The organism is Shewanella metallivivens (assembly GCF_028750675.1).
Classification (GTDB): Bacteria; Pseudomonadota; Gammaproteobacteria; order Enterobacterales; family Shewanellaceae; genus Shewanella; species Shewanella metallivivens.
Genome location: NZ_JAQQPZ010000002.1, coordinates 466553 through 480112 on the forward strand (window position 1 = coordinate 466553; position 13560 = coordinate 480112).

At 41.2% G+C, this 13560-nt stretch carries 10 protein-coding genes and 2 tRNA genes; 2 read left to right on the forward strand and 10 right to left on the reverse strand.

What is annotated here, in order from left to right:
• Nucleotides 1-20 precede the first annotated feature (20 nt).
• The 5 genes from PQR79_RS04905 to PQR79_RS04925 form a co-directional block, all read right to left on the reverse strand.
• Nucleotides 21-920 carry a bile acid:sodium symporter family protein gene (locus tag PQR79_RS04905; protein WP_238103774.1) on the reverse strand — a complete coding sequence of 300 codons (900 nt, stop codon included), beginning with the start codon at nucleotides 918-920 and terminating at the stop codon, nucleotides 21-23.
• Nucleotides 921-984: 64 nt separating this feature from the next.
• Nucleotides 985-2115 carry a DUF2855 family protein gene (locus PQR79_RS04910; RefSeq protein ID WP_238103772.1) on the reverse strand — a complete coding sequence of 377 codons (1131 nt, stop codon included), beginning with the start codon at nucleotides 2113-2115 and terminating at the stop codon, nucleotides 985-987.
• Between the two features lie 18 nt (nucleotides 2116-2133).
• Entirely contained in the window at nucleotides 2134-3075 is a 942-nt protein-coding gene (locus PQR79_RS04915; protein ID WP_238103770.1) for an alpha/beta fold hydrolase, read from the reverse strand.
• A gap of 55 nt (nucleotides 3076-3130) precedes the next feature.
• Nucleotides 3131-3793, reverse strand: coding sequence for a nitroreductase family protein (locus PQR79_RS04920; protein WP_238103768.1), 663 nt, complete (start codon nucleotides 3791-3793; stop codon nucleotides 3131-3133).
• Nucleotides 3794-3924: 131 nt separating this feature from the next.
• Entirely contained in the window at nucleotides 3925-6366 is a 2442-nt protein-coding gene (locus PQR79_RS04925) for a TonB-dependent receptor (protein WP_238103767.1), read from the reverse strand.
• A gap of 568 nt (nucleotides 6367-6934) precedes the next feature.
• On the opposite strand from PQR79_RS04925, the gene PQR79_RS04930 reads away from it, so the two are divergent.
• Nucleotides 6935-8731 carry an acyl-CoA dehydrogenase C-terminal domain-containing protein gene (locus PQR79_RS04930; protein WP_238103766.1) on the forward strand — a complete coding sequence of 599 codons (1797 nt, stop codon included), beginning with the start codon at nucleotides 6935-6937 and terminating at the stop codon, nucleotides 8729-8731.
• A gap of 240 nt (nucleotides 8732-8971) precedes the next feature.
• Here PQR79_RS04930 and PQR79_RS04935 read toward each other — a convergent pair whose 3' ends face one another.
• Nucleotides 8972-9181: a TOBE domain-containing protein gene (locus tag PQR79_RS04935; protein WP_238103765.1), complete on the reverse strand. Its 210-nt coding sequence runs from the start codon at nucleotides 9179-9181 to the stop codon at nucleotides 8972-8974.
• 402 nt (nucleotides 9182-9583) lie between these two features.
• On the opposite strand from PQR79_RS04935, the gene PQR79_RS04940 reads away from it, so the two are divergent.
• Nucleotides 9584-11335, forward strand: a complete 1752-nt coding sequence (locus PQR79_RS04940; RefSeq protein WP_238103764.1) for a DUF885 domain-containing protein — start codon at nucleotides 9584-9586, stop codon at nucleotides 11333-11335.
• Nucleotides 11336-11408: 73 nt separating this feature from the next.
• Here the strand turns inward: PQR79_RS04940 and PQR79_RS04945 are convergent, their stop codons facing one another.
• The 4 genes from PQR79_RS04945 to PQR79_RS04960 form a co-directional block, all read right to left on the reverse strand.
• Entirely contained in the window at nucleotides 11409-12032 is a 624-nt protein-coding gene (locus tag PQR79_RS04945) for a flavin reductase family protein (protein ID WP_238103763.1), read from the reverse strand.
• A 116-nt stretch (nucleotides 12033-12148) separates the two neighbouring features.
• Nucleotides 12149-12895: a phosphatase gene (locus PQR79_RS04950; RefSeq protein ID WP_238103762.1), complete on the reverse strand. Its 747-nt coding sequence runs from the start codon at nucleotides 12893-12895 to the stop codon at nucleotides 12149-12151.
• A 391-nt stretch (nucleotides 12896-13286) separates the two neighbouring features.
• Nucleotides 13287-13363: transfer RNA gene (locus tag PQR79_RS04955), tRNA-Val, on the reverse strand.
• A 38-nt stretch (nucleotides 13364-13401) separates the two neighbouring features.
• Nucleotides 13402-13478 (reverse strand) — tRNA-Val (locus PQR79_RS04960).
• Between the last annotated feature and the right edge of the window lie 82 nt (nucleotides 13479-13560).

The following is a 13560-nucleotide window of genomic DNA, read 5'->3' on the forward strand; positions in this document are numbered from 1 at the left end:
AATGGGTTTGTTTATTGTTGTTAGTTTTTAACCACGGAACGAGTTAACTGCCTCGCTTTTACATACTTAGCGTTCAACATACCGACTAAAATACCCGCAGTAAATAGCATGGTTAGCGTGTAAATAGCCGGAGTGAATGACATTTTATAATTGGCGAGTAGGGTTAGTGCCATAAACATAGATAACGTACTGTTTTGCAGACCGACTTCGATAGTGATTGATGTTCGCTGCGCAAAATTAAGCCCGAAATATTTACTCGAATAGTAGCCTAAAAGCATGGTTGAAATATTAAGGATGACTGACACTGGTCCTGCTGCAATTAATGCAGGAATGACAATATCTTGTTGAATATACGTCAAAAAAATTATCAATAAGGTTAAAAATAAAATACCAAAACGTGACACATGCACCTGGGTGCTTTCTGCTATCTTTGGGGCGTATCGTCTCACTAACATGCCTAGTGCAATAGGGACTATAGTCAGTTTCATCAGGCTTATCATGGTGGCGATAATGGGTAACTGAAATTCACTGCCTTCACCCATAAAGTGAATAAGGGAGTAATTGAGCACCACTGGTATTGTGAACACAGTAATTAAACTGGCTACAGCGGTCATAGTGACCGATAAGGCCACGTCGGCTTTAGCCAAGTGTGAAAACATATTGGACGTTGTGCCACCGGGGCACAATACCAATAACATCACTCCAACGGCGTATTCAGGTTCTAACGGCATAATATTGGCCAATGCAAACCCAATGATAGGGAGCAGTAATAATTGGTTGGTTAAGCCAATGGCCACCGCTTTAGGATATTTAACGACTCGCTTAAAATCGTTAACCACTAACGATAAACCCATTCCCATCATAATCAAAAAAATACATATAGGAATCACTTGTGTATTGACTAACGTTATCAGTTCCATGTTGTCCATAATAACCTCGAGTAAACCTTGTTTAGTTAAAGAAACATCCGTTCATACACGTAATTCATGACTTGTTAGGTAAGATTATCTGACCGATAGACGCCTCTGCGCTGCCAGCCAGTACGCTTTGATAAACATCATTTAGATTATCAAGTTGGTGGGTGTGTTTAATTGAAATTACGCTTTTACAAAAAGCGATATATTGTAATAAAGCCAGACTCATTTGCTTCATGGTTTCGCCAGCGCCCCAATCTAGAGTGCGCTTTTTCAGCTGTGTTGGTGCAAAAAAGAAGGTAGGGGTTGCGCCTGGAAGTTCAGTGCTTTGAGCGGTTTGGTCGAGCTCAATGTCATGATGTTGTGTCGCGCCGATGCGACAGGAGTATTTAAGCTTATCTGCAAAATGATGATGTATTGCAGCTAAAATGGTTTTGCCACCTGCCATATCCACCAGTATTGAGCTGACATTATTTGCTAGGTCTTGGATGCGTTGATAACTGATGACTTTGTCATAGCAATTGAGCCTTTCTACAAATGCTATGTTGGCCTCCGAAGTTATGCCTATCGCGGGGCGATCACCCCGTTGCTTAATGTTAAAGGCGAGGGCAATACTGGTTTTACTTGATGCACTGGTGATGAGATATTGTTCGGCATCAAAATACTGGTTATCGCACATAAAATCATCAACTAACCATGAGGTGGTAAATAATCCTCTAAGTAAAATGTCGTAATCTTCGTTTTGTGGTTGATAAAATGGATTGGCACTAACACGGTCAAACTTACTGTATACCGGTGACAAAACTTCTCTGCATGGGCTGATATCGCTAAAGCCTCCCTGATTAACTTGGCCAGCTAAAACGATGAAATGCGTTGCCATAGGCATAAAGCCCCATACTCTTTCGCCGATTAATACTTGGTCATGTTTTGATGCGATAACTTCTGCATAGCCCATGACGGGTAAACGTCCCCAATGTTGTGGTTTGCTTGATGGAAAAAAATGCCAGTAACCCAATGCATCACCGGTAATACCATAGCTAATGTTATTTGCTGTGAGTGCAAACTTGTCTATCCGCAAAAGCACTTCGTTATGGGCTAAGGGGGCTGATACCGATAAGTCGATGATCCGAGTTGTGCTTAAATTATGTTTTTCGACTTCAAATACGCATGCTCGGATTTGATTTTGTTCAATCTCTGTCATAACACACCTTTATGGTTATTATTTTGATGGGTTTATAAATTCATTGATTGCTTGATTCACTTCATCGGGGCGTTCGTGTTGGATCCAGTGACTGGTATTGGGAAATCGTTTGATAGTGCAATGTGCTACGTAATCGAGTAATCCATCGAGGTTTTCATTAACGAATGCCAAATCTTGCTCGCCCCAAAGCACCAGCGTAGGTATGTTTAGTCGAATATTGGGGATTTTGATTTCACTCGTGGGCTTAACTTGAGTTGCACTGGTTGAGTGATGTTCACTTTGCTTATGAGCGGTTTCTTTCTCCGCCAGTTGTGGCATTGCACGATAATATTGCAGCATGCCATTAATCGCGCCCGGTTGCTGCCAAACATGGCGATATGTGTCGATGATCTCAGGGGTAAAAAATGCACTCGTTTGACACTGAAAAATATTATCAGTGAGATAACGGTAATGATGTTGAGTTAATAATCGTTCACCATCGCTGCCTATAAGTTCATGAATATAATTACTTTTACTCCGTTGGCGAGGGTTGTTGATCATTTCGCGAGTAAAAGTACTGGGATGAGCGGCATTTAGTATGATCAATTGCTGTAAAAGATGTGGTTTAAACGCTGCTAATGGCCATGCGATGGCGCCACCCCAATCATGCGCCACCAACGTAACAGGATGGTCTGGACTTAATGCAGTAATGAATTTACTGATAATATTAATCAGATTAGGCAGGGCATAAAAGTCAATATTTTGAGGCTTTTCGCTGAGATTGTACCCCGGTAAGTCAGGTGCAATAACCCGATATTGTTTGGCAAAAAACGCGAGTTGTTTATTCCATGTTCCCCAAAACTCTGGGAATCCATGTAAAAAAACAATCGTTTCTATCGATGGTTGAACGGTCTGAGGGCCTGACTCAACATAATGAATATTGATATCATCGATTAGTATATGGTTATGTGTGAGTGTCATATGCAATCTCAATGTTAAAACCAATTAGCGTTAAGTCAGCTCAAATCGCAGTTGTTTAGTCAAAAAATGTTACTGCAGTCTCTAAGGTTTCACGTTCAGTACGGGTACGGTTAACAGCGGCGTTATCATCGGCATAGCCAAAAGACATACCAAATAAAATGCCACGCTCATCGGGTAAACCTAAGATTTCACGAACCGGATCGGGAAATTGCCCTAATGCACCTTGCATACAATTTGCCACGCCATGTTCTGCCATCACTAATGATAAGGTTTGCGCATAAATGCCTAAATCGACCGCACCCATAATGTCCAGGTACTTATCCATAGTAAAAAATACCGCATGGGGCGCATCAAAAAACTGCCAGTTACGTACCATGGCCATTTGACGGGCTTTTTTGTCTTCTCGGGTAATACCCACTGAGCTGTATAGTGCATTTGCAGAACCAAATTGACGTTCACGGTGTACACTTTGATATTGCGGTAACCAATTAAAGTCAGGATTGGGGGTTGCACCGCTCATTAACGTTTCAATAAATTTTGCCTTTAATTTATCTTTCGTCGCACCTGAAACCACACAAGATTGCCAAGGTTGTACGTTACAGTTTGAGGGTGATAACTGAGCACTGGAAAAAATCTGTTTTAAAACATTTTCTGGTACAGGCTTGGGTTGAAATGCACGAACGGAATAACGATTTTGTAAAATAGATTCTATAGACATAGTGACAACTCTTATTGTAATTAATCATGTGGTTGATAGTGTAATTCTGTGTACTAATATTGCTTGTTGTTCAACATCTGCGGCATCAGAAATTGCTGATACCGCAGAACATTTTTTAAACATGGAGCTAATTAAAATTGATAAGCAATATTGGCTCCAAAGGTACGGGGTTGATTTGGATAACCATTAAAGCTACCTGCTTGAATAGGCGGTGGAAAAGCCGACAACAAATACTCGTCATTGGTTAAATTACGTACCCACAGTTGCACACTCACGCCATTGTCAAATGCTAGGCCAGTGCTCGCGTTTACGGTATTGACTTCGCGCGTTAATGACTCAGGTGTGTTTTCTGCTACTTTGACGTCGCTTTCATATAAATAATCAGCACGTAGGTAACCATCTGCGCCGTTAAATACCTCAAAGTTATACACCACACCGGCAGAAATACTCACTTCGTGAATGCCTGCTGGTTGTTCACCGGATAAATCAACCGGCCCCTCTAAACCCGATGCCCCTTCAAACGAATCATAAACGGGATCAAGGAAGGTGCCTGCTAAGGTGAATGACCAATCGTCGCTGAGGTTATAGTTGGAGTCGAATTCAAAGCCTTGGGTACTTTGCTTACCCGCATTCGCTAACACATAGCCGGTGCCGATAAAGATTGATGATTGAAAGCCCTCAATGGTTTGGTCAAATAAGGTAGCGTTAAAGGAGCCATTTTCAAATTGGGTTTTAATACCAATCTCATACACCATAGCTTCTTCAGGCGATGCATAACGGCCACCGTACACCTGGTTTGGCTCTTCTATCCCCGCCGTAGTTAATGCCGCTTGATCTGCCGCAAATGGGCTAGAGTATCGCGATAAGTTCCACGATGAAGCCTTAAACCCTGTTGCGGCAGTAGCAAACACGTTAATGTTGTCGTTAATTTCGTAAGATAAACGCAACGACCAAGTGGTTTTACTGTCATCGGTTTTATTGTTTTCAACGCCATTGGGTAGGCCTAACATGGGTGGCAAAAATTGTAAGCTTTGTAAGGTAGGCACTGCTGGCGCTAATGTGGGGATACTGCCAATAGGTACCCCAAATAACGTTGGCTCGGTGGCTAAATCTAACGACGAGAATACGTCGGTATTATTTTGCGCAATGGTCACTTCTTTTTGATCATTGGTGTAACTGACCCCAAATATGGCAGTAAATTGATCATTGATGTGGTAATCAAAGCTGGCAAATAATGAATAGGCGTCATTTTCTTGCTCAAAGTCTGAACTGACAGCCGATGTATTAGAGAAAAAGGTGCCTGGATCCAATCCATATACTCCTTCAACACCACCGAGTAGGCCCGGAGCTCCACCCGCAGCCATTAACACATCAAAATAGTTACGGATGTCATTGCCGTAATATAAGGTGTCGCCAGTGGTGACTTCTTCATGAAATAAGTATGCACCAAACATCCATTCAAGCTTCTGCTCACCTGTAGAGGTTAAGCGAAACTCTTGGGTGATGGTGTCTATGTCGGTGTAACCGCCTTCAGTCAAGATGTCTAATGTGGTGTAATCTACATCATTCATAAAATCAGATTCGTTATTACGTATCGCACTGATTGAGGTGAATGAGTAACCGTCAAAATCAACATCAAGTTGCAGCGACACGCCACCGTCTTTCACCTTGTTGATGGGGTCAGAATTGAGGGTAGATTGATAAGCAAATGAACTGGTTTCATCCAAATCCATCCCACCCAGTGCTCGAACTGCGGCAGTTGTTGGGCCATTTATTGAGTTTTCGACGGTACAACATGCTTCTTCAATTTCACTGTAGTCTGCAATGAGACGAAATTTGACATCTTCAGTCGGTTCAAAAAGGGCTTGGCCGCGCACGTTCCAACGATCTTTGTCGTTAACATCTTCTAAACCAGAAACCGATTCTGTGTAGCCATCGCGAGTATTGAATCCACCCGATACACTAAAGGCCCAATTGTCATTAATGCCATTGGTGTAATAGCCTTTCATCACTTGTTGATTGTAATTACCGATGCCGGCTTCAATTTTGCCATGTTCATAATAAGAAGGTTCACGCGTGGTCACACTAATGACGCCTGCTGATGCATTTTTACCGAATAAGGTACTTTGTGGGCCGCTCAATACTTCAATTTGTTGCAGCCTGGGTAAATCGCCAATTTGTGCGGCTGCACGTGAGCGGTAAACTCCATCAATAAATACCCCAACAGAGGGTTCAATACCGGTATTATTAGTGCCATTACCAAAACCCCGAATGGCAAAATTGGTATTGGTTGAACGTTGTAACGGTGTGACGCGTAAGGTGGGCACTAACGTTTGTAAATCATCGATGTCCATAACCTTTGCCTGCTCAATGGCTTTACTACTGACCACAGTGACTGCAACAGGAGACTCTTGTAATCCTTTAGGTCGTTTAGACGCGGTGACCATAATGCGTTCCATATCCTCATCTTGCTTTACCGCTTCTTCTTCGGCAGCGTTAACTGTTGAAGTCAGCACCCCAAAAACCGCAAGTGAAAGAATAGAGTATTTGAAAATCTGTGACTTATTATTCATTTATTTCCCCAGATAAAGACTAATCGTTATTAAACAAGCTAACTAATACGTTGAATTACCAAAGAGATATACGACGCTTAAGCGTTCTTGTTTGTGATGTATAAATATCGATCTTTGTAAAACAGCTTTATTCAATAACAACAAGGGGGAACCTTCAGGTAGTAACTTTCTTAACCCAAATTTACCTGAAAATACGAAATTACCACTTATAGTGAACAATTAACCGCAAATTCATGCTAGGACGAGTCGCAACATTAAACAAATCAATTATTTTAATAAGCTACTATTCATTTAAAGAATAACGTGTCAGTAAATAAGTGTTTTTACTCAAATTTTACGTCAAAGAGGCATTGTGAGTTGTCTTAACGCTGCAAGTAAGGTTAATTTAAGTAAGTGACTCTAGTCCTTACTAAGCCTCAACTATAGATTTCGCGAATGTGAACATATAATTAATATGCATTTGGATAATATTTACAGTTCACTTAGCATCAAGGTTAACCTTTATAGTTGGTTAGTTTGATCAACTCATTTATATGCAATTGGACTGATAAATACTTGGAGAGCAACAATGCCTGAATACAAAGCCCCCATCCGTGATGTTAAGTTTGTGATGCAAGAATTGCTCGAGTGTGAGGCGCACTATCAACATTTAGGTTATCAAGATGCCACGCTTGATATGGTTGATGCCATTATCGGCGAAGCAGCAAAATTAACTGAAGAAGTGGTCGCGCCACTAAACCAAATCGGCGATCAACAAGGATGTACATGGAAGGATGGGGTGGTCACCACACCTGATGGATTTAAAGAAGCCTATGCGCAGTATGTGGAAGGTGGATGGCCAACGTTATCACAATCTGAAGCATTTGGTGGTCAAGGCTTACCTCATTCGTTAAACATCAGTATTGCGGAATTATTCTCAAGTGCAAACCACAGTTTTGCAATGTACCCAGGCTTAAGCCACGGCGCATTAGCAACCATTGAAGCCCACGGCACCGAAGCCCAAAAGCAACAATTTATGCCAAACCTTGTTGACGGAAAATGGACCGGCACTATGTGTTTAACTGAGCCACATTGTGGTACTGACTTAGGCATGCTGCGCACCAAAGCTGAATTACAAACTGATGGCACTTATTCGTTAAGCGGTACTAAAATATTTATTTCCGCGGGAGAGCATGATTTATCAGACAACATTGTTCACATTGTTATTGCCCGAATTCCTGGCTCTCCAGAAGGTAATAAAGGCATTTCGTTATTTATCGTTCCTAAATTTAATGTGAATGAAGATGGCACAATTGCGGACCGTAATGGTGTCAATTGTGGCTCTATTGAACACAAAATGGGGATTAATGGTAACGCGACGTGTGTGATCAATTTTGATGGTGCAACTGGTCATCTGATTGGTGAGCCTAATCGCGGTTTAAAATGCATGTTTACCTTTATGAATGCAGCCCGAATTGGTGTAGCTAACGAAGGTGTTGCCGCCGCTGAAGCATCGTTCCAAGGTGCGCTTGCATACGCTAAGGATCGCCTACAAATGCGCTCCATTAGTGGCGTAAAGAATCCAAATGGCCCAGCCGATCCGATTATTGTACACCCAGATGTTCGTAGGATGCTTTTAACGCAAAAATCGATTGCAGAAGGTGGTCGTGCGTTAGTGTCTTACTTAGCGCAACTCGTTGATATTGGCCATGCAGAAAAAGATGAAACCGTAAAAGCCGATGCAGAAACTAAACTTGCATTACTTACACCAATTGCCAAAGCGTTTTTATCTGAGCTTGGTTTTGAATGTACTAGCCACGGCGTACAAGTGTTCGGTGGCCATGGCTTTATTAAAGAGTGGGGCATGGAGCAGCTGATGCGTGACACAAAAATCAGTTGCTTATATGAAGGTACAACCGGTATTCAGGCACTTGATTTGTTAGCCCGTAAAATCATTGGTACACAAGGCGAAGTGTTAAAGCCGTTTTCTAAAGATGTGACCGTATTTTGCCAGCAAAACATGGACAATCCTGCCATGGCTGAGTTTATTAAACCTATTATGGCCTATGCCAAAGAGTGGCATGAATTAACCGTACTGATTGGCGGTAAAGCCATGAAAAACCCTGATGAAATCGGCGGTGCGTCGGTTGACTACTTAATGTATGCAGGTTATGTCACCCTGGCTTTTTTCTGGGCAAAAATGGCAAAAGTAGCGCAAGATAAATTGGCCGCAGGAACTACCGAAACTGCGTTTTATGAAGCAAAAATCAAAACCGCACAATTCTATATGCAACGTATGTTACCCAGAGCAAAAGGTCATGCAGCCTGTATTCAAAATGGCGTAGATTCAATGATGGCGCTAGACAGTGAACATTTTGTATTTTAAACGTGTGCTGTAATAACAGATTGTAAATCGTTGCCGTCTCAATAAAATCGTAACGTGGATGCGTTGCGATTTTTTTTGACTCATTTTTAAAGAGGACGTAATGATTGTCGTTATTCAAAGGCAAAAAAAGCCCTGTTGTCTATTTGCTTATTACAAAGCAAGACAAAGGACTCATTGAGATTATATTGCAAAAGATGAGATACACTAACCTTGATAGGACAGGCCGTCTCTACAGAATAATTAATCGACAGCTAGCATAACGTTTGACGCTTTAACAATCGCGTATGTCGTCGAACCGACTTTCAAATCAAGTGATTTTACAGCTTGGTTAGTGATAATCGAAGCAATTCGCTCACCACCAGATAATTCAATTGTCACCTCAGAATTAACAGCACCCATTTCGATTGATTTAACCGTTCCTTTCAGCTGATTTCTAGCACTTATTTTCATGTGTTCTCCGTCTAAAATTTATGAATGAATAACCGTATTTCCAATACTGTAAATGATTGTAGTCATATTTATGATTGCAATATCTATTTAAATCACTGAAAAACAGCATCGGTCACATTTTTTATATCGTCATCTGTCGGTTGAACGCATTGACATAGCGACAAAATCCAAGGGTAAATCCTCATCAATTTGTGTCCACTAGAGCGTGCTAATTAATTGTGGCATCGTTTAAATTGACCAATTTAAAACGGTAGCTACAAAAGCTAATGATGCATTGCTAACAATATATTTTGTAACCAATTCGTTACTTTTCTTTAGCCCTTAACTCCGTTGTAGTGCTTACTTTTATGCTAATTCGGGTATAGTGAGACTTTATTTATCTATCAAAAAGGGACTTGGAACATGTCAGGCAAAGTGCTCAGTTCAATCATTCCGTTGATTGTGTTACTCCCAATGACGGCCGCTGCTGATTCTTGGGTTGATGTGAGTAATCAGTACACTAATAAACAAATCAAACTAACCAGTGAGTTTCAACCAGAAATGGCTAGCTCGATAGGCATTGTTGAAGCTGATGAACTGTGCAGCAACATTAGTCGGGCACAACAAGATAAGTATTTAACAACTCTTAAAGCCAGTAAAAAAACTTTGCTCGCTGCGCTTAACACCGAAACGTTACTGCCTGTACGTCAAGACCTGAATATTATTATTGATGATATTGATCAATCTATTGCTACCGCAGCGCTAGACGATAAATACATGTTGCCTTGGGTCGATGTGCCGTTGATTATCTTTCGAGGTGTATCAGCGTTATTAGATGGGCAAATGCCTGAAACACGTAAACAGGCGGCAATAACACGTTTAGCCTGTTACGTCGGCAAAACCGGTCAACCAGCGTTAACCCATCAAGCACAAACCTTATTTGAAGCTGCGTTAACCAATGACCAGCTTATCGGACCAACCAAAGAAGAAGTAGAGCAAGCACTGGGCAGAACGGATAAATTGCTTGAAGGATTACAGCAGTTATTTGCCGAGCATAACTTGTCTAAAGCCGAAACTGATTTAGCATTGCTAAACCAACAAATCACCGAATTTCGACAATGGGCACAAGCAACAGTTATCCCCCATACACGTAGCAACTATCGATTACCCGATGAAATCTATGCGTTAAAACTCAAAAATGTCGGTATCGATATTGATCCTAATTTATTGATTGAGCGTGCTAAAGCCAGTTATATGATCACCAAAGCCAATATGCAGGCTTTAGCTCCCTTGGTAGCGAAAAAGTTTGATATGCCATCAACTGACTATCGTGATGTCATTAAACTATTAAAAAAGAATTCGCTAGCAAATGACAAAATCGAAGATCATTACCGCCAAATTAACAGCAAACTAGAAACCATTATTAGTGAGCAACATGTGGTGGATTTACCGAAACGTAATATGATTATGCGCCTTGCGACAGATGCTGAGGCCGCTGGCAGCCCAGCACCGCATATGCAACCGCCACCGTTTATTGGCAACACTGGCGAGCAAGGTCAGTTTATTCTAACGACGGGTAACCCTGCGTTAACAGGTGACGCCGCCTATGATGACTTTAATTTTGATGCTGTAGCCTACACCTTAAGCGCTCATGAAGGACGCCCTGGCCATGAATTGCAATTTGCAGTAATGCTTGAGCAAGGAGTGTCATTAGCCCGAGTCTATTACGCGTTTAACAGTGTTAACGTTGAAGGCTGGGCACTGTACGCTGAAGCAGAAATGTTACCTTATTTACCAATAGAAGGTCAGTTGATTGCATTGCAACATCGATTATTACGCAATGCTCGAGCAATGTTAGACCCCATGTTAAACTTAGGTTTAACCACTAAAGAGCAAGCTTATCATTTGTTAAGTGAAGATGTGGTGTTTTCAAAAGCGGCTGTAAAACAAGAAGTTGATCGTTATACCATGCGTATGCCAGGTCAAGCTGGCAGCTACTTTTATGGTTTATCTCGATTACTTGAGATCAGAGCGGATGTTGAATTAGCCCTCGGTGACAAATTTGATCGTCTAGCCTTCAATAACTTTGTATTAGAACAAGGCTTAATTCCTCCTAAGCTCATGGCTGAAGCGGTCAAAGCGCGTTTTATTACGCCAGTGAAAAATACCCACTAAGTCATTATTGCTTGACCTTAATGAAACATCCCATTCAATCTGATTTGAATGGGATGTTTCATTATGAGTGCATCTAAAAATATCCTGTATTATTTTTAGCGTAAGGCAGACGGGCTAATTTAGTCGTTATGTGATAACTATCAAGTCCAGTAATCGCCACTGTGTCTAATGCCTGTAAATCAATAAAACCATCATCTTCAACGGCGTTATCATCAACATATATATCACTGATTTCACCTATCACTAATTCGGTCCCATTCACGGCTAAATGTTGATGTTCTACAAACTTAACGGAATACTTAAGTCGACTTTGTTTGACAAAAGGCGCGTGAAAATCCGATAAGTATTCAGCAGTTAACCCTGTGGCAGCAAACTCTGATTCATCTCTGTCATAACGAGCCGAAGTTTGGTGGGCTTGAGAATAAATAGACTGATTAACCTGGTTTATGGTGTAAAATCCCGTTTTTAAAATATTCTCAAACGTGTGCCGTGCCACACTATGAGGTCGTATTATCATGCCCACCAGTGGTGGGTTAGCGCCCAAGTGGAACACCGAACTCACTATAGCCAAGTTGGTGTGGCCCTGATCATCTTGCGTACCGATGAGATTGGCGCTCTTAAATCCCGACAACGAATTAATAAAATGTGCACGCGTGCGTGTGTCGAGTGCGCCAATGTGGGCTTGAGTATAATGCATTTGGGATCCTTCGTAATGACCTAATCAAACTGATGTTGTCTCAACAGCTAAAACAGCGTTAAATTGTATTAAAGCAGTCATTACGTTACAGGGTATTGAATGGATCGATTAAATTGCTAATCAATCAATACATTATACTCATCTAGCGTGGTATGGCCTCGAGAGGCCAAAAAACTTAACAATGCCACTGGGCTGCGATTTAATAATCGCTCAATAGGAAAATCGACCGCGGAAATAACTTCTAATGATTTGTCAAAATCACCTAGGCTAAATGCCACATGAGAGTCTGACCCCATCACTAATAATCCACCAGCGTGTTTTACGGCTTCTGCTATTGCAGTGCAATTGATTAAGCTGCCTTTTCTTGAGTTTAAAAATGATGAGTTGTTAATTTCTAATGCCACGTTATGTTTAGCCGCAGCTTGGGCTACACGTTCAATATCAATAGGGTAGGCAGGATTACCTGGATGGCTGATAATATCGACATTGCCACTTTCAATACAATTAATTAATGCTTGTGTATGCGCTTCTCGCGTAGCAGGAGCAAAAACAGGCTCATGAAAACCCGCTAAGACAATATCGAGCTGCTGTAAGTAATCACCATAAAAATCAATCTCGCCAGATATATTTTTAATATTAGCTTCAATGCCACGCAGCATACCAACTCCATCAACCACTCTTGGTAACACACGCATATTCACAAAATGCCAAAAGTGGGGCGCATCAGCCATATCTGGGCCATGATCGGTTATCGCAAACAATTTTATCCCTTTGCTTTTGGCCACCGAAAAGTAATCATGAACTGTGCTGTAAGCGTGAGTTGAAGCGATGGTATGAGTGTGAATATCTACAAGAAAAGCCATGAAAATCTCACTTAGTGAGCGATTAGAATATTAATTAGTCTACTATGTTACTCAGTTCAGCTCTATGAATTATCGGCAAATTCTCCATTAGTGGCATGTCGATTACAAAAACAAAATAAGTATGAGTTTAATGTCAAATATTATTATGCCAACATGTTTGGCACGAAATGGGCACAAAATTGCAAAACGCACTTTTATGACGTCACAGTAACAAATTTTGATTGCGTGATTAAAGCTTCACTAAGCGGTGGGCTGGGGTAGGGTGTGTTTGAAAATTTCTGCAGCATTCGTGATTAAGGAACGAATTATTTTGTTTAGGCACAAACGTAAACTAAATATAAATTCAGGATTATTTGTAATCTGATGTTTTTCAAGGAATTAAAGCAATAAATGGTACACCCGAGTGGACTCGAACCACCGACCCCTACCATGTCAAGGTAGTGCTCTAACCAACTGAGCTACGGGTGTATTGTTTGAATTTCAATGTTTAGACTCTTTGAAAAGAGTGGTACACCCGAGTGGACTCGAACCACCGACCCCTACCATGTCAAGGTAGTGCTCTAACCAGCTGAGCTACGGGTGTATTGTTTACTTTTTAATAAAATCTGACTGTTTAGACTCTATCAGAAGAGTGGTATACTCGAGTGGACTGCTTTTTACATCGA